Raw genomic sequence first — 15,821 nt, forward strand, 5'->3', positions numbered from 1 at the left:
GCTTCAGTGCCGCCACAGCACCTGAGGGAGAGGGACTATCATGGCGGGACGGATCGGCATGGCAGCAGCAACAGCGCAACGCTGGGCACTGCTGGCGGCGAGCCTTGCGCTGGCAGCCTGCACGGCAAATGACGCCCCGCCGCGCCCCATCGCCATCGCCCCGGCCCCTCTGCCACCGGCCATGCTGGCGCCCGCACCGGCCCCGACGCCCGAACCGGAACGGGCCGCCAGCGCCGAGGTCATGTGGGCCTTGCGCGGCGGCCTGAACGTTGCGGCACTGATCTGCAATGATCGTTCGATCACAGACAATTACAACCAGATGCTCAAGAGCCATCGCAGCTTGCTGAACGATGCCTATGCCGCCGAGCAGGCGCGCTATCGCAGCCTGCACGGGCAGGCCGGGGCGGCCCGCCACGATGCGGCAATGACCAGGCTCTACAATGGTTTCGCCAGCCTGCCCGATCGCCGCCGCGTCTGCACCATGGCGAGCCGCATTGTCGCCGATGCCGTCACCATGCCATCCGATATGCTGGCCCGCAGCGCCCGCCGCGCGCTCAGCACGCTGGAACCAGGCGCGGTGCAACTGGTGCTGAGCGGCAACTGAGCCATCAGCCCAGCGCCGCCACCAGCGCGTCGTAGGCCGGGATCGTCACCCCCATGTTGCCGCGGTTGCTGGCCACCGGGTGACTGCCCAGCCGGGCGATCACCACGCCGGCCGCCCGATCAACATAAATGCCCTGGCCATGCACGCCCAGCGCCATGGCCTGGCCGCCGGCGCGGTGCCACCATTGGCTGGCATAGCTGCCATCGGGGTTGCCGGGATAGTTCACATGGGCAAAGGCGGCCGGATCGCCGCCCCGGAAGATCCGCGCCACCACCGCCTGCGGCACGATCTGGCGCCCGTTCCAGCGCCCGCCCAGCCGCATCATTTCCCCCACCCGGGCGATATCGCGCAGGGATGCCATCAGCCCGCCACCGCCAAAGGCGGTGCCCAGCCGGTCCACAGCGATGGCCGCATCCGCCTCCATCCCCATCGGCTGCCAGAACCAGTCGCGGATCAGCGCGGCCAGCGGCAGGCCGCTCACCCGCTCCACCAGCCATTGCAGCGCGGTGGTGTTGGGCGTGCGATAGACGAAATCCCCACCGTGCGGCACATCCTGCCCCAGGCTGGCGACAAAGGCGAAATGCCCATCCGGCCCGTCATAGCCGGCCAGGCGGGGCATCCACGCCCCGGCAATGCTCATGCGCTGCACGTCCGACAGGCCCTGCTGCCCGGCGACATAATCTTCCGAGAAAGCAAGGCCAGTGCGCATGTCGAGAATCTGGCGCACCGTGGCATTGCCCAGGCCCGATCCTTGCAGCTCAGGCACATAGTTGGCGGCCTTCGCATCATCTGTCAGCTTGCCTGCCGCAATCAGCATCTCGGCCGCCAACCCGACAAAGCTTTTCGTCACCGAAAACAGGATATGCTGCGTGTCGGGCCGGGTCACACCGAACCAGCGTTCATACACCACCCGGCCATGGTGCAGCACCAGAATGGCGTCCGTATAGGTCGCCGCCAGCGATTGCCGCCAGCTCATGGCCTGCCCGGCCAGCGTGGTCAGCGTCACATCGTCCAGCTCATCGCGCAGCGCCAATGGCAGCGGGCTCACGTCGCCAGCGCGCGGGATGGCGGCCGTCGGCACCAGTTCGCGCATATGGGAAAAGCCCCAGCGATACTGGGGAAAGCGCCACATCGATCCATCATCCCAGCGCACCTGGGTGGCGGCCGGCGGCGGCGATCCCGCCATCCAGCCCATCGCCACCGGATCGCTGGCGGCGGCATCCATCATGTTTTCATGGGGATAGCCTGCAACATGCGCAGATGATGTGAAGTTCATGTCGCCCCGGTCGCCCGCACAGGCAACCCCTCCCCTTGGTGTTGTGTGCCAGCGATGCTAGGCCTGCACCACACGCCCGGCAAGGAGGCCCCGTCATGCGCACCGCCCTATTCTCGCTCGCCCTGCTGCTCGCCATCCCGGTCGCTGCCAAGACGCCGGCCGCCACGCCGGAGCAGCGTCTGGCCGCCGCCGGCCTTACCCTGCCGCCGCCAAATGCGCCGATCGGCCTCTATGTGCCCGCCGCGCGCGTGGGCAAGCTGTTGTTCCTGGCCGGCCATGGCGAATGCCCGGCCGGCGCCGCCGGCCGCCTGGGCGACACGATGGATGTCGCCGCCGGCAAGGCCAATGCCGCCAAGGTGGCGCTGTGCATGCTGGCGACGATCAAGGCCCAGCTGGGCGACCTCTCCAAGGTGAAGCGCGTCGTGAAGGTGATGGGCCTCGTCAACGCCACGCCCGAATTCACCCAGCATCCGGAGGTGATGAACGGCTTTTCCGAAGTGATGGTCACCGCCTTTGGCGATGCCGGCAAGGCGCCCCGCGTCGCCGCCGGCGCCGGCAGCCTGCCGCGCGGCTGGCCGGTGGAGGTGGATGCCATCATCGAGGTGAAATGACGCCCGGCACATTCTGCCACGGCCATTGACCTTGCCATTAGTTGCGCGCCACAACCATGGCCGGGTCGCTGGAACATTGGCCAAGGGAATATCGTTTGATTCGCACCTGTCTGCCGCCGGTTGTGGCGGCCCTGCTGGCCTCCACCGCGGCCATCGCCGGCACCGAACCGCTGTATCAGCCCGCCCCGGCCTGGGTGCAGCCGGCGGCCATTCCAACCACGCCCGGCCTGCCGCCCCTGGTGCTGTTCGACAGCCAGCAGCGCTATGAAGGCGCGTCCAGCTGGTCCTACAGCGATGTCGTCCGCCGCATCGCCAATGCCGAGGAGCTGGGCAAGCAAACTTCCCTCACCCTGCCCTGGGTGCCCGACAAGGGCGATCTCATCATCCACAAGCTGGAGATCATCCGCGCCGGCCAGATGATCGATCTCATCGCCAAGGGCCAACGCTTTGCCGTGCTGCGCCGCGAAGCCAATCTGGAACAGCAGATGGTGACAGGCGTGCTCACCGCCACGCTGGATGTGGAAGGGCTGCAGGTGGGCGACATGCTGCGCCTCGCCTATTCCATCACCGGCAGCGACAAGGCGCTGGGCGGCCATGTCCAGGGCGCCGGCTTGCTGCTGCCCCAGCCAACCCGGCTGGGCTTTGGCCGGCTGCTGCTGAGCTGGCCGGCCGGCAAGGCGCCCGGCTATCAGGCCCTGCAATCCGGCATCACGCCCCAGATCAGCACGGCTGGCGGCTATCAGCAGATCAGCTATTCGCTGCCCGTGGCCAAGCCGGCCGAAATCCCCACCAATGCGCCCGGCCGTTTCAAGCGCCCGCCGCTGGTGGAGGTTTCAAGCTTTGCCAGCTGGGCAGAGGTCGCCAGCGTCATGGCCCCGCTTTATGCCACCAGGGGCCTGATCAAGCCGGGCAGCCCGCTCAAGGCCGAAGTGGCCGCGATCATGGCTGCCACCCCCAACCCGCTGGAGCGCACCCAGCGCGCCCTGCAACTGGTGCAGGACAAGGTGCGCTATCTCGCCGTCACCATGAATGGCGGCAATTATGTGCCGCAATCGCCTGATCAGACCTGGTCGGCCCGCTATGGCGACTGCAAGGCGAAAACCCTGCTGCTGCTCGCCCTGCTGCACGAAATGGGGATCGAGGCCGAAGCCGTGCTGGCCAACATCGGCCAGGGCGATCTGGTGTCGGTGCGCCTGCCCAGTGCGCTGGCGTTCAACCATGTGCTGGTGCGTGCGCAGGTGAACGGGGAAAGCCTGTGGCTGGATGGCACCAGCAGCGGCGACCGGCTGGCCGACATCCGCGACACGCCGCCCTTCTTCAACGTGCTGCCGCTGCGCGCCAAGGGCGCCAGCCTGATGCCGCTGAAGATGCACCCCAATGGCCGGCCCAGCCTGTCGGTGGACATGGTGGTGGATGAAAGCGCCGCCATCGATCTGGATCCGGTGGCACAGGTGAAGCTGGTGCTGACCGGCCGTGGGGCCGTGCAATATAACGCGGCCGCCGGCGGCCTGGGGCCGAAGGAAACCCATGATCTGATCGCCCGGCTGCTGCGCAACCAGCTGGGCAATGTCGATGTTGGCAAGGCCGCCGCCAGCAGCGATGCCGAAGCCGGCACCGTCACCATCACCGCAAGCGCCGTGCTGGATGAACAATGGCAGGCCGATGGCCAGCGCCACACACGCGCGCTCGACAAGCTGCTGGGCCGCATCGACTGGAAGGTGGATCGCGGCCGCCCGGCCTGGGCGCAAATCCCGGTGATGACCGATCTGCCCAGTGGCGTGGCCTGGAACCTCACCGTCAAGCTGCCCGACAATGGCCGCGGCATCACGCTGGATGGCACACCGGGCTTTGATGGCACCATCCGGGGTGAAAGGCTGGTGCGCAGCGCCAGCCTGGCTGGCAGCACGGCCACCATGACCGAACGGATGGACAGTTTTGGCCTCGAAATCCCGGCCAGCGCCGTGGCCGCCGAACGGGATCGGCTGGCTAAGGCCAAGGCCAGCGCGCCGCGCCTGATCGCCACCCGCGAGGCCCGCCGCTATTTCGATGTGAATGGCCAGGATCCCGCCGGCGCCACCCAGATTGCCGCCGCCGAAGCGATTTTCGCCGATCAGATCGCCATCGATCCCGACGATGCCGACAGCTGGCAGGCACGCGGCCGCTTCCGCTACAACGCCGGCAATTTCGCCGGCGCGCGCGATGATTATCGCAAGGCGGTCGAACTGGCCCCCACGGCCCAGCGTCACCTCAATCTTGCCAATGCGCTGGGCAAGCTGGGCGATGCCGTCGGTGCCCTGGCCCAGGCCCAGGCAGGCCATGATCTGGATCCGGCCAACGGCCGCGGCATTGAAACCCTGGCCATGACGCTGGCCGAACAGGGCAAGCTGGCCGATGCGCTGGCCCTGTTGGATGAACGCATCGCCGTCGGCGGCGAAGAAAAGGAAGATTACGAGATCAGCCGCGCTGCGCTGCAAGGCGAATTTGGCGATGTGGCCGATGCGCTGGCCATGCTGGACCGGCTGATTGCCGCCACGCCGGGCAACTGGCGCCTGCACAATGCCCGCTGCTACATGAAGGCCCAGCGCAAGCAGCAGCTGGACAGCGCCATCACCGATTGCAGCAAGGCGCTGGAACTGGGCGGCAACGCCGGCGTGCTCGATTCCCGGGCGCTGGCCTGGACGCAACTGGGCCAGAACGACAAGGCGCTGGCCGATGTCGATGCCGCGCTGGCGCTTGAACCCGACCTGCTGGAAAGCCGCTTTCTGCGCGCCGCGCTGCTCGCCCGCCTTGGCCGTGCAGCCGAAGGGGCCCGCGATCTGGCCATCGCCCGCCGCCTCGACCCGCAGGTTGACCGCATGTTCGCCCGCTATGGGATCACCTTGAAGAAATGAGCCTGACCGACCGTGACAGCCTGCCCGCCATCCTGGCCCATGCCTGGGGCCTGCTGGTGCGCGGCGGCGCCGACCGCAAAAGCCCGCTGCACACGCCGGTGGTGTGCAGCGCCGATGCCGATGGCCTGCCCCAGGCCCGGGTGATGGTGCTCAGAAAGGCCGATCCCACCGCCGCCACCCTGCGCTTCCACACCGATGCGCGCAGCCCCAAGGTGGCCGAACTGGATGGCAAGCCAGTGGCGGTGCTGGCCTATCACCCAACCGAACAGATGCAGCTGCGCCTCGCCGGCACCGGCCGCGTGCTGACCGATGGGGAAACCGTCGATGGCATCTGGAACCAGTCCACCCTCTTCGCCCGCCGCTGCTACCTCGCTGAATCCGCCCCCGGCACCCCCCTGCCCGGCCCGTCCTCCGGACTGCCGGCCTGGATCGAGGGCCAGCAGCCAACGCCCGACCAGATCATCCCGGCCCGCGCCAATTTCGCCACCCTGTGGGTGGAGGTGACGGCGATCGACTGGCTCCACCTCGCCAACAGCGGCCACCGCCGGGCGCTGTTTCGTGCGTGCGATGGCTGGGCGGGGGAATGGCGGGCGCCGTGATCCCGGCGCCCGCCCGCCCGCGGCGTCAGGCGGCAACCACCCGTGCGCGCCGCCGCAGCCCGTGGCCGGTCAGGCCAAAGCCCAGGCCAGCTCGATGGCTCAGGCACACCCGCAACGCCGTTGAAGGTGACGCCGTCGATGCCCCAGTTGTCGCCGCCAGACCGGCTGATGCTGACCTGATCAAACGGATCATCCGAGGTGAAACCGAAATAGCCGACCCCGCCATTGACCGTGGTCGGAGCGTTCAGCACTTGCCCGCCCGCGCCATTGAAGCTGATCGACAGCAAGGGGTTCAGACCGCTTTCCACGCCTGTGAAAAAGAAGCCGAAGCTGTTTGATGGCCGGTTGAGTGAGAAGGTGGCCGTGCCACCCGGAAAGCCCAGCCAGCGTGCATTGTCGGTGTTGGATTCGATGGTGCTATATCCATGCAGGCCCGTTCCCGGCGGGTTGAGCTGCATATTGGTGACGCCAGACCGGCCCGGCCCAAGGTCGACTGCAGCCAACGCAACATTGGCTCCAGGCATTGCGAAGCCGGCATTGAAGCCAAGCCCGACCAGGTCGAAATAATTGGTCAGCACGGGTCCATAGCCCGCGGCAGCCGCCAACAAGCCGGCCTGTGCCACCGAGGCATTGGCACTGCCGCCACCAACCACCTCGCCATCATCCAACCCCGAGTAGCTGGTCACTGCCGCAAGGGCATGGGATGACAGCAACGCGGCCACGGCCGCGCCGAACAACTTCGTCTTCATGATGTTCTCCTGTTGAACCAGTGATGCGAAGGGGCAAAAGGGGATCGGCCACGGCCACCCCCCCGAAAGCAGCCGCGCGCATGCGAAAAAAAATGTGAAGCGGATCTTGGCCGGTCAGCCCGATCGCAGACGGGCTGGCCGGCTCATGATTTCAGGGCCTCGCGCCAGGCATCCGGCGATGAACCCGCCCGATAGGCTGCCTGCATGTCGGGCGTCAGCAGCTCGACCATGAACCGGTTTTCCAGCCAGAATTCGATCACATCGAACAACCCGCCGCGCGAACAGCGAACCGAACGCCACCCCTCCTGAGCGGCAAGCGCATGGAGTTCCGCCTCGCCCAACTGGGTGGCAAGGGCAAGATGGACACCCGCCGGCCCCGGATCGGCCCGATCGCGGCTGTCGAACATCGCGTCGTCCTGCCCAGGCACCAGGCAGGTGGTGGCGGGATACACCTCGATCGCAGACCCATGGGCATCGCCAGCCAGCACCACCAGGGCACCCGGAACGGGATCGAACGGCATGACCTGGCCCGACCAGATTGCCGCCAGCACACGTGCAACCCGCGGCGGATCAACCGCCGGGATCGGCGCGTGGAAAATGCGGCCTGATGTGCGGCCGGCGGCAGCGGCGAACAACGCCTCGATCGCCTGCGCCGCCGCCTCACCAGCCTCCTCGCCGCTCAGCCCCCAATATTCGCGCATCGTCAGCCAGGCGGTCGCCGATTGCAGCAGTTGCACCGTCGCCGCCAGCCGTGTGGCCTGGGGTTCCGGCAAGTCACCCGCACCGTCCCGAACAGCCGCCCGGATGGCCTGCATGCGCTTCTGATTGGCCGCCAGGGTCATGGCCCGCCCCTGTTCAGACAACACCATCCCCCGCATGATCGTCGCCTCCTCATCGAATTTGGGAAAAGCCCGGCGCGCAAAGGCCGCCAGTGCGGCGGCGGTGTCCGGAAATTGCTCCTGATTGATGCTCTGCTTGTGACGGGCCCACCACGCCTCCAGCATCAATTCGCGTGTGGCAAAATGGCGATAGATGGTGCGCTTGGCGATGCCCGCGGCATCGGCCACCATCTCAATGCTCAACTCGGCAAGGCCGGTATCGGCCAGGCAATTGCCCACCGCATCCAGAATCAGATCCGTGGTGGCAGCCTTCTGCTGCTGGCGCAGATTCGGCATTTGTGTCACTTGATGTGCCTTCATGTCACTTGGTGTGACACGAAATGGCCGACATGGCAAGCGCCATGGCCAGAACATGGCTCCCAAACGCATTCGGGCGGGCTCGGCCATTGCCAAACCCGCCCGAACATGATTTCAGATCAAGGCTTTAGCGCGTCAACTTCTTGTACGTCAGCGCGTGCGGACGGTCGGCCGCATCACCCAGCCGGCGGCGCTTGTCTTCCTCATACATCTCGAAATTGCCTTCGAACCACTCGACATGGCTGTCGCCTTCAAAGGCCAGGATGTGGGTGGCAAGGCGGTCAAGGAAGAAGCGGTCGTGGCTGATGACCACGGCGCAGCCGGCAAAGCTTTCCAGCGCCTCTTCCAGCGCGCGCAGGGTTTCGACGTCCAGATCGTTGGTCGGTTCGTCGAGCAGCAGCACGTTGCCGCCCTTCACCAGCATCTTGGCCATGTGCACGCGGTTGCGTTCACCGCCCGAAAGCTGGCCAACCTTCTTCTGCTGGTCCACACCCTTGAAGTTGAACGCGCCGACATAGGCGCGGGTCAACACCTCGTTCTTGCCGAAATAGAATTTGTCATTGCCCTGGGAGATTTCCTCCCACACCGTGGCAGTGGGGTTCAGGGCGTCGCGGCTCTGGTCAACATAGGCCAGCTTCACCGTGTCACCGATGGTGATGTCGCCGCTGTCCGGCGTTTCCTGGCCGGTGATCATGCGGAACAGCGTGGACTTGCCCGCCCCGTTCGGCCCGATCACGCCCACGATGCCGCCTGGCGGCAGGCTGAAGCTCAGATTTTCAAACAACAGCTTGTCACCATAGGCCTTGGAGACATTGTTGACCTCGATCACCTTGTTGCCCAGCCGTTCCGGGATCTGGATCAGGATCTGCGCTTCGCCCAAGCGGCGGTTGGCCTGCTTTTCCACCAGTTCGTCAAAGGCCTTGATACGCGCCTTGCTCTTGGTCTGGCGCGCCTTCGGGCTGGCCCGGATCCACTCCAGCTCCTGCTTGATGGCCTTTTCGCGGCTGGCGTCCTCGCGCTCTTCCTGCGCCAGGCGCTTCTGCTTGGCCTCCAGCCAATCCGAATAATTGCCTTCAAACGGAATGGCGCGGCCGCGATCCAGTTCCAGCACCCACTTCACCACATTATCAAGGAAATAGCGGTCGTGGGTGACCAGGATCACCATGCCCTTATATTCCTGCAGGTGATTTTCCAGCCAGGCGACGCTTTCGGCATCGAGGTGGTTGGTCGGTTCGTCGAGCAGCAGGATTTCCGGCTTTTCCAGCAGCAGCTTGCACAGCGCCACGCGGCGGCGTTCCCCGCCCGACAGGCTTTCCACGCCCCAATCGCCGGGCGGGCAGCGCAGCGCGTCCATGGCGATTTCCAGCTGGTTGTCCAGCGTCCACCCGTCCACGGCGTCGATCTTTTCCTGCAGATCGCCCATCTCGGCCATCAGGGCATCGAAATCGGTGTCGTCCTGCGGATCGGCCATTTCGGCGCTGATGGCATTGAACCGGTCCACCAGGTCGGCCACGCCGCGCACGCCGTCCATCACGTTCTGCTTGACGGTCTTGTTGGGATCCAATTGCGGTTCCTGCGGCAGATAACCCACGCGCACGCCTTCGGCCGCCCAGGCTTCGCCCTGATATTCCTTGTCGATGCCGGCCATCACCTTCATCAGCGTCGATTTGCCGGCGCCGTTGGGGCCGATGATGGCGATCTTGGCGCCCGGCAGGAACGACAGGGTGATGTCGCGGAAACAGGGCTTCTGGGCGCCGGGATAGGTCTTGGAAAGACCCTTCATCACGAACGCATATTGATAGGCCACGGGCTCGGCTCCGAATTCAGAAGGTGGGAATGTGGCGCCGCCTTTAACCGAAGGCCGGCCAACGCGCAAACCGGGCAAATCGCCCGCGCATGCGCAATTCACCAGCTTGCCGGCAGGCCGGCAAACCCCCAGCAGGGCACATCATCCGAACCCGCAAAAAGGCCCGCCCATGCGCCCTCTGCTCCTCGCCGCCCTGCTGCTCGCCGCCCCGGCACTGGCCCAGCCTGCAGGCCGCATCGAAACCGCCGTGCGCCTGCGCGATGCGGCGCTGGCCGCCAACCCGGCCTGGCCGCTGCTGGTTGACCTGACCGACAATGTCGGCCCCCGCCTCGCCGGCACGGAGGCGGAAGGCCGTGGCCGCGGCTGGGCAAAGGCCGCCATGCAGAAACTCGGCCTCACCAACATCCGAGAGGAAGCCTTTCCCATCACCGTCTGGGAACGCGGCCAGGAACAGGCCAGCATCATCGGCAGCAACCACCGGCTGGCCATCGCGGCGCTGGGCGGCTCCGGTGCCACGCCGGCCACCGGCATCACCGCACCGGTCAGCTGTTTCGACAATCTCGCCGCCCTGCGCGCCGCCCCCGAAAGCGAAGTGAAGGGCCGCATCATCTTCATCGATCACCGCATGACCGTCACCCAGGATGGCAGCAGCTATGGCATCAACGGCGCCGTACGGCGGGCCGGCCCGGCGCTGGCAGCGCAAAAGGGGGCCGCCGCCGTGATGATCCGCAGCCTGGGCACCGATTATCACCGCAACCCGCACACCGGCTCCACCAGCTTCCCGGCCGGCACCGCGCCCATTCCGGCCGTCGCCCTGGCGCTGCCCGATGCCGAACTCGTCGCCCGCCGCTGCGCCGCCGGCCGGCTGGAGGTGAAGCTCATCTCCACCCCCACCAGCCGCCCCGGCCAATCGGCCAATGTCTCCGGCGAAATCCCCGGCAGCGTCGCCAATGAGGTCGTCGTGCTCGGCGGCCATCTCGACTCGTGGGACATCGGCCAGGGCGTGTTCGATGATGGCGCCGGCGTGGCCATCACGCTGGCGGCCGCTGCCACCATCAAGGCCGAAACCGCCCGCACCGGCCAAAGCCCACGCCGCACCATCCGCGTCGTGCTGTGGGGTTCCGAAGAAATCGGTGTTGTCGGCGGCCGCGCCTATGCCGAAGCGCACAGGCAAGAACAAATCGTGCTGGCCGGCGAAAGCGATTTCGGCGCCGATCGCATCTGGCAAGTGGGATCAAGGGTTGCCGAAGCTGGCGTGCCGCTGTTCGGCGAGATCGGCGCCGTGCTGGCGCCGCTGGGCATCCAGCCCGATGCCGGCAACAAGGCCGGCGGTGGTGCCGATGTCGGCCCGCTGGCGGCGCTGGGCACCGGCGTCTTGTCGCTCAATCAGGACGGCACACGCTATTTCGATGTCCACCACACCCCCGATGACACGCTGGACAAGGCGGACCGCGCCCAGCTCGATCAGAATGTCGCGGCGTGGACGGCGGCGATCTGGCTTGCGGCCAGCGACGACCGGCCGCTGCGCACGAAATAGAGGCTCAATCCTTGTGATGGAACGGGTCTTGCCGTTCGCGGCGCATGCGCTCGCCGAACGCGCCGATCAAGGCCCCGAGCAGCAGCGAGAACAGCACAAAGGTGATGTCGGAGGATAGCAGGGATTCCATCATTGGGGTACGCCTTACACGGGATATTTCGCCGGCCTTTTACCCCATCGCGACCGCAGCGACCAGCCCCAGTAGCTTTTGTTAACCATGGAAACCAGACGCAACATATTGGTAAACATGGCATTTCCGGAGGCAGCGGTTCGCCGGCAGGATTGACGGAGCCGGGCGCTGTTGTAACGTGCGGCAACCAAAGGGGTTTTGGCCCCGGGGTTTTTGGGGAACGGGCATGACAAATCGGGCAATCATCGGGCGCGGCGTGGTGGGCATGGCGGCACTGCTGCTGGCGGGCACGGCCGGTGCGACCGAATTCCGCATCACCATGCCGACAGCCGGTGTCGATGCCAGCACAGATGGCCGGCTGATCCTGATCATCACGCCCGATGCCACCAGGGAGCCGCGCTTTCAGGTCAAGCTCGGCGCCGATGCGCCGCAGGTGCTGGGCATCAATGTCGATGGTCTGAAGCCCGGCGGCAGCGCGACGATCGGCAAGGGCGTGCTGGGCTATCCGGCCGAAGATCTGGCCCAGGTGCCGGCCGGCACCTACACGGTGCAGGCCGTCCTCCACAAATATCAGACCTACAATCTGGCGACCGGTCACAGCGTGAAACTGCCGGCCGCCCGCGGCGCCGGCCAGAACTGGCGCGAAGAGCCGGGCAACCTCCTCTCCGAACCGATGAAGGTGACGTTTGATCCGGCCAGCAAATCGGTCGTCACCATCCCGCTGACCAAGGTCATCCCGCCGGTGGAGCAGCCGAAGGACAGCGAATTTGTCCGCCATTTCAAGATCAGATCAGAACGCCTGAGCAAATTCTGGGGCACCGATGTGTTCATCACCGGCCATGTGCTGGTGCCCAAGGATTTCGACAAACACCCCGAGGCGCGCTACCCGCTGATCATCAACCACGGCCATTTCCCGGCCGATTTCGGCGGCTTCCGCACCACGCCGCCCGATCCCAACACCCCGTGCGTGCCGGCCCCGCGCTTTTCCGAACCCTGTTACAACCGGATCGAGGAGCAGGAGGCGTTTGATCTCTACAAGCGCTGGACGTCCGACAGTTTTCCGCGCTTCCTCATCGTCGAGATTGACCACAGCAATCCCTATTATGACGACAGCTATGCGGTGAACTCCGCCAATCTCGGCCCCTATGGCGATGCCATCATGAAGGAATTCGTGCCGGCGCTGGAGGCCAGGTTCCGCGGGCTGGGCCAGGGCTGGGCGCGCTTCACCTATGGCGGCTCCACCGGCGGGTGGGAGGCGCTCGCCGTCCAGATGTTCTATCCCGATGAATTCAACGGCGCCTTTGCCGCCTGCCCCGATCCCATTGATTTCCGCCAATATACCAACATCAACCTCTATGCCGACAAGAACGCCTTCTGGCGCGTTGGCCCGTTCGGCAAGGTGCCGCGCCCGGCCCACCGCAACTATCTCGGCCATGTCGATTACACGGTGGAACAGGAACAGCGGCTGGAACTGGTGCTGGGGGACAAGTCACGCTCTGGCCAGCAGTGGGATATCTGGGAAGCGGTCTATTCCCCGCAGGGGCCCGATGGCTATCCCCAGCGCATCTTCAACAAGCGCACCGGCGAGATTGATCCCAAGGTCGCCGAATATTGGCGCGAAAACTTCGATCTCGTCCACATCATGAAGCGCGACTGGAAAACGCTGGGCCCCAAGATCCGCGACAAGGTCTTCCTCTATGTCGGTGACATGGACAATTATTATCTCAACAACGCCGTCTATCTGGCGGAGGATTTCCTGAAAACCGCCGATCCGCCCTTCCTGGGCGAAATTGCCTATGGTGACCGCGCCGAACATTGCTGGAATGGCGATCCCAATCAGCCCAACAAGATCAGCCGCCTGCGGTACCACACCATGTATGTGGACAAGATCCTGAAACGCATCGAAGCCGCCGCACCCAAGGGGGCTGATCTGACGAGTTGGCGTTACTGATGGCTCGCCAGCCGCGTCGCCCTGCCCGGGAACCGGTCACGCCAACCCCCGTGGCGGGGCCGCTGCCTGGCCTGTATCGCGTGCAGCGCAACCAGATGCTGCAGGCGGTGCTGCTGCCGCTGCTCTTCTGGCTGTTGCCCTGGCCCCAGCCGCTGCGCCTCGTTGGCATCATCCTGTCGCCACTGGCACTGGCGCTGAACCTGCTGCTGATCTGGCTGATCAAGTGCCCGGCCTGTGGCAAGCGGCTGATGGTGAACGGCCTCACCATCTTTCCCCGCCACAAATGCCCGCACTGCCGGCAAGTCGTGGCATGATATAGGTCCTCCCTGCCCGCAGGGCGGGGAGGTGGCGCCGAAGGCGACGGAGGGGCCACTGGCGTCGGGGCGCAACGCAAAGCCCCCCAACCCCTCTTCACCCGCCGCGCAGCATGGCCACGCCGGCATCCCGATCAAACAGATAGAGCAACAGCCGCGCCGCCTGCCCGCGCGCACCGTCCAGCCCGCCATCCCGGTCCAGCAACAGCCGCGCATCGGCCCGCGCCATGCCCACATAGTGCTGCACCCGGACCGGATCGGCAAAGCGGAATGCCTCCTCCCCCGATTGGCGCGTGCCCAATATCTCGCCCGCCCCGCGCAGCTTCAGATCCTCCTCGGCAATGCGAAAGCCGTCATTGGTCTCCCGCATCAGCTTCAGCCGGCTGCGCGCCGTTTCCGACAGTTCGTCCCCCCGCAGCAGCAGGCAGCGCGACAGGCCGCTGCCCCGCCCCACCCGGCCACGCAACTGGTGCAACTGTGCCAGGCCAAAACGCTCCGCCGCCTCGATGATCATCAGCGTGGCGTTGGGCACATCCACCCCCACTTCGATCACCGTGGTCGCCACCAGCAGCGCGAGGCGCCCGGCGGCGAAATCCGCCATCACCGCGTCTTTCTCCGGCCCCTTCATCTGGCCGTGCACCAGCCCCACGCGCGCTTCGCCCAGCCGCGCCTTCAAAAACGCCGCGCGCGTGGTCGCCGCCGCCTCGTCCGCATCCTCGCTGCCTTCCACCAGCGGGCACACCCAATAGGCCTGGCCGCCACCCTCAACATGCCGCGCCAGCCCGGCGATCAGCTCCTCCAGCCGCTCCGGCCCCATCACCCGCGTCTCGATCGGCTGCCGGCCGGGCGGACGCTCGTCGATCATGCTCTGGTCCATCTCGCCAAAGCGGGTCAGCGCCAGGCTGCGCGGGATCGGCGTGGCCGTCATCGCCAGCACATGTGGCGGCGTGCGCCCCTTGGCCGCCAGCGTCAGCCGCTGCGCCACGCCAAAGCGGTGCTGTTCGTCCACCACCACCAGGCCAAGATCATGATAATCCACCGCCTCCTGGAAGATGGCGTGGGTGCCGACCAGCAGGTTGATGCGCCCCGCCGCCAGATCGGCCAGCAACTGCTCGCGCACCTTGCCCTTGTCCCGCCCGGTCAGCAGCGCGATGCGGATGCCCAAATCAGCGCCCAGCTTGATCAGCGTCGCATGATGCTGGCGCGCCAAAATCTCGGTCGGCGCCAGCAACGCCGCCTGCGCGCCCGATTCAATCGCGGCCAGGCAGGCAAACAGCGCCACCAGCGTCTTGCCCGAACCGACATCGCCCTGCACCAGCCGCAGCATCGGCTCGGCCTGCGCCATGTCCCCCAAAATCTCGCCGATCACCCGGGTCTGCGCCCCGGTCAGCGGCCAGGGCAGCCGGCTGCGCAGTGCGTCGGCCAGTTGCCCGGTGCCCGGCAGCGCGCGGCCCTTGCGGCTGCGCGCCCGCTGCCGCACCAGCATCAACGCCAGTTGGTTGGCCAGCAACTCGTCATAGGCCAGGCGGTCGCGGCCCCTTTCCATCCGGTGCGCCGCGGCCAGGCTCTCGGCAAAGCCGGCCCAGCCCTGCCGCGCCAGCACGCTGGGTTCGATCCATTCCGGCAGCGCGGGCACCCGGCCCAGCGCCTCGGCCACCAACTGGCCCATGCGCCGGTTGGTCACCCCTTCGGTCAGTGGATAGACCGGCTCGCGCGTCTGCCCCGGCGGGCCGGCATCCATCGCCGCCACCTCGGGATGGGCGATCTGCAACTTCTGGCCATAACGGTCGAGCTTGCCGGTGATGCGCTTTTCGACGCCAATCGGCAGCCGCGTCTGCGCCCAGCTCGCCGTCTGCCCGAAATAGACGAGGTCCACCCATTGCCCGCCCCGGTCCACCGCCGCGACGCGCAGCGGGCTGCGCGGCCCGCCCCGGTCATGCCGCGCCGGGGTCAGCGGCACGATCACCGGCTGCCCCACCAGCGTCTCGTCCAGCCGCTCCACCGACTGGCGCTCGATCATCATCGTCGGCAGGTGAAAGGCCAGATCGATCACCCGGGCGATCTTCAGCCGCGCCAATTGCCGCACCTGCGCCGATCCAACGCCCTTCAGGGCGCTGACTTCGGCGAACAATGGGTTGAGGATATCCGGGCGCATG

12 protein-coding genes are annotated in these 15,821 nt (G+C 66.4%); 7 read left to right on the plus strand and 5 right to left on the minus strand.

Going from position 1 to position 15,821, the window contains the following annotated elements:
* Nucleotides 1–40: 40 nt before the first annotated feature.
* Entirely contained in the window at nt 41–604 is a 564-nt protein-coding gene (locus CHU93_RS15025; RefSeq protein ID WP_133064429.1) for a hypothetical protein, read from the plus strand.
* A gap of 4 nt (nt 605–608) precedes the next feature.
* Here the strand turns inward: CHU93_RS15025 and CHU93_RS15030 are convergent, their stop codons facing one another.
* Complete coding sequence (locus CHU93_RS15030; protein ID WP_094475067.1) at nt 609–1,832, minus strand: serine hydrolase domain-containing protein; 1,224 nt, start codon at nt 1,830–1,832, stop codon at nt 609–611.
* Nucleotides 1,833–1,975: 143 nt separating this feature from the next.
* Between CHU93_RS15030 and CHU93_RS15035 the strand changes: the two genes are divergently transcribed.
* From CHU93_RS15035 to CHU93_RS15045, 3 genes are all read left to right on the plus strand, one after another.
* Entirely contained in the window at nt 1,976–2,491 is a 516-nt protein-coding gene (locus tag CHU93_RS15035) for a RidA family protein (RefSeq protein ID WP_094474974.1), read from the plus strand.
* Between the two features lie 95 nt (nt 2,492–2,586).
* On the plus strand, nt 2,587–5,382 hold the full coding sequence (locus CHU93_RS15040) for a tetratricopeptide repeat protein (RefSeq protein WP_165768769.1): 2,796 nt from the start codon (nt 2,587–2,589) through the stop codon (nt 5,380–5,382).
* Nucleotides 5,379–5,981, plus strand: coding sequence for a pyridoxamine 5'-phosphate oxidase family protein (locus CHU93_RS15045; protein ID WP_243375713.1), 603 nt, complete (start codon nt 5,379–5,381; stop codon nt 5,979–5,981). Before CHU93_RS15040 ends, CHU93_RS15045 begins: the two co-directional genes overlap by 4 nt.
* Nucleotides 5,982–6,873: 892 nt before the next feature.
* On the opposite strand, the gene CHU93_RS15050 is transcribed toward CHU93_RS15045, so the two are convergent.
* Complete coding sequence (locus CHU93_RS15050) at nt 6,874–7,929, minus strand: TetR/AcrR family transcriptional regulator (RefSeq protein WP_165768770.1); 1,056 nt, start codon at nt 7,927–7,929, stop codon at nt 6,874–6,876.
* A gap of 124 nt (nt 7,930–8,053) precedes the next feature.
* Nucleotides 8,054–9,733 (minus strand): energy-dependent translational throttle protein EttA, encoded by a 1,680-nt coding sequence (gene ettA, locus CHU93_RS15055; RefSeq protein ID WP_094474977.1) that lies wholly within the window; start codon nt 9,731–9,733, stop codon nt 8,054–8,056.
* 169 nt (nt 9,734–9,902) lie between these two features.
* Here ettA and CHU93_RS15060 point away from each other — a divergent pair, with 169 nt between their 5' ends.
* A complete protein-coding gene (locus CHU93_RS15060) occupies nt 9,903–11,270 on the plus strand; it encodes a M28 family peptidase (protein ID WP_094474978.1) in 1,368 nt (455 codons plus the stop codon).
* Between the two features lie 4 nt (nt 11,271–11,274).
* On the opposite strand, the gene CHU93_RS18145 is transcribed toward CHU93_RS15060, so the two are convergent.
* Nucleotides 11,275–11,403, minus strand: a complete 129-nt coding sequence (locus CHU93_RS18145; protein ID WP_279354572.1) for a hypothetical protein — start codon at nt 11,401–11,403, stop codon at nt 11,275–11,277.
* Nucleotides 11,404–11,626: 223 nt separating this feature from the next.
* Between CHU93_RS18145 and CHU93_RS15065 the strand changes: the two genes are divergently transcribed.
* Nucleotides 11,627–13,351 carry an alpha/beta hydrolase gene (locus CHU93_RS15065; RefSeq protein ID WP_094474979.1) on the plus strand — a complete coding sequence of 575 codons (1,725 nt, stop codon included), beginning with the start codon at nt 11,627–11,629 and terminating at the stop codon, nt 13,349–13,351.
* Entirely contained in the window at nt 13,351–13,665 is a 315-nt protein-coding gene (locus CHU93_RS15070; RefSeq protein ID WP_133064430.1) for a hypothetical protein, read from the plus strand. Before CHU93_RS15065 ends, CHU93_RS15070 begins: the two co-directional genes overlap by 1 nt.
* A 97-nt stretch (nt 13,666–13,762) precedes the next feature.
* Here the strand turns inward: CHU93_RS15070 and recG are convergent, their stop codons facing one another.
* Complete coding sequence (gene recG / locus CHU93_RS15075) at nt 13,763–15,820, minus strand: ATP-dependent DNA helicase RecG (RefSeq protein ID WP_094474981.1); 2,058 nt, start codon at nt 15,818–15,820, stop codon at nt 13,763–13,765.
* Between the last annotated feature and the right edge of the window lies 1 nt (nt 15,821).

This window comes from Sandarakinorhabdus cyanobacteriorum (assembly GCF_002251755.1).
Classification (GTDB): Bacteria; Pseudomonadota; Alphaproteobacteria; order Sphingomonadales; family Sphingomonadaceae; genus Sandarakinorhabdus; species Sandarakinorhabdus cyanobacteriorum.

Coding starts and splice junctions, on each gene's coding strand:
- CHU93_RS15070 (WP_133064430.1), top strand. CDS start 13,351: ATGGCTCGCCAGCCGCGTCGCCCTGCCCGGGAACCGGTCACGCCAACC.
- recG (WP_094474981.1), bottom strand. CDS start 15,820: ATGCGCCCGGATATCCTCAACCCATTGTTCGCCGAAGTCAGCGCCCTG.
- CHU93_RS15060 (WP_094474978.1), top strand. CDS start 9,903: ATGCGCCCTCTGCTCCTCGCCGCCCTGCTGCTCGCCGCCCCGGCACTG.
- CHU93_RS15030 (WP_094475067.1), bottom strand. CDS start 1,832: ATGATGGATGCCGCCGCCAGCGATCCGGTGGCGATGGGCTGGATGGCG.
- CHU93_RS15025 (WP_133064429.1), top strand. CDS start 41: ATGGCGGGACGGATCGGCATGGCAGCAGCAACAGCGCAACGCTGGGCA.
- CHU93_RS15050 (WP_165768770.1), bottom strand. CDS start 7,929: ATGAAGGCACATCAAGTGACACAAATGCCGAATCTGCGCCAGCAGCAG.
- CHU93_RS15035 (WP_094474974.1), top strand. CDS start 1,976: ATGCGCACCGCCCTATTCTCGCTCGCCCTGCTGCTCGCCATCCCGGTC.
- CHU93_RS15065 (WP_094474979.1), top strand. CDS start 11,627: ATGACAAATCGGGCAATCATCGGGCGCGGCGTGGTGGGCATGGCGGCA.
- CHU93_RS15045 (WP_243375713.1), top strand. CDS start 5,379: ATGAGCCTGACCGACCGTGACAGCCTGCCCGCCATCCTGGCCCATGCC.
- CHU93_RS18145 (WP_279354572.1), bottom strand. CDS start 11,403: ATGATGGAATCCCTGCTATCCTCCGACATCACCTTTGTGCTGTTCTCG.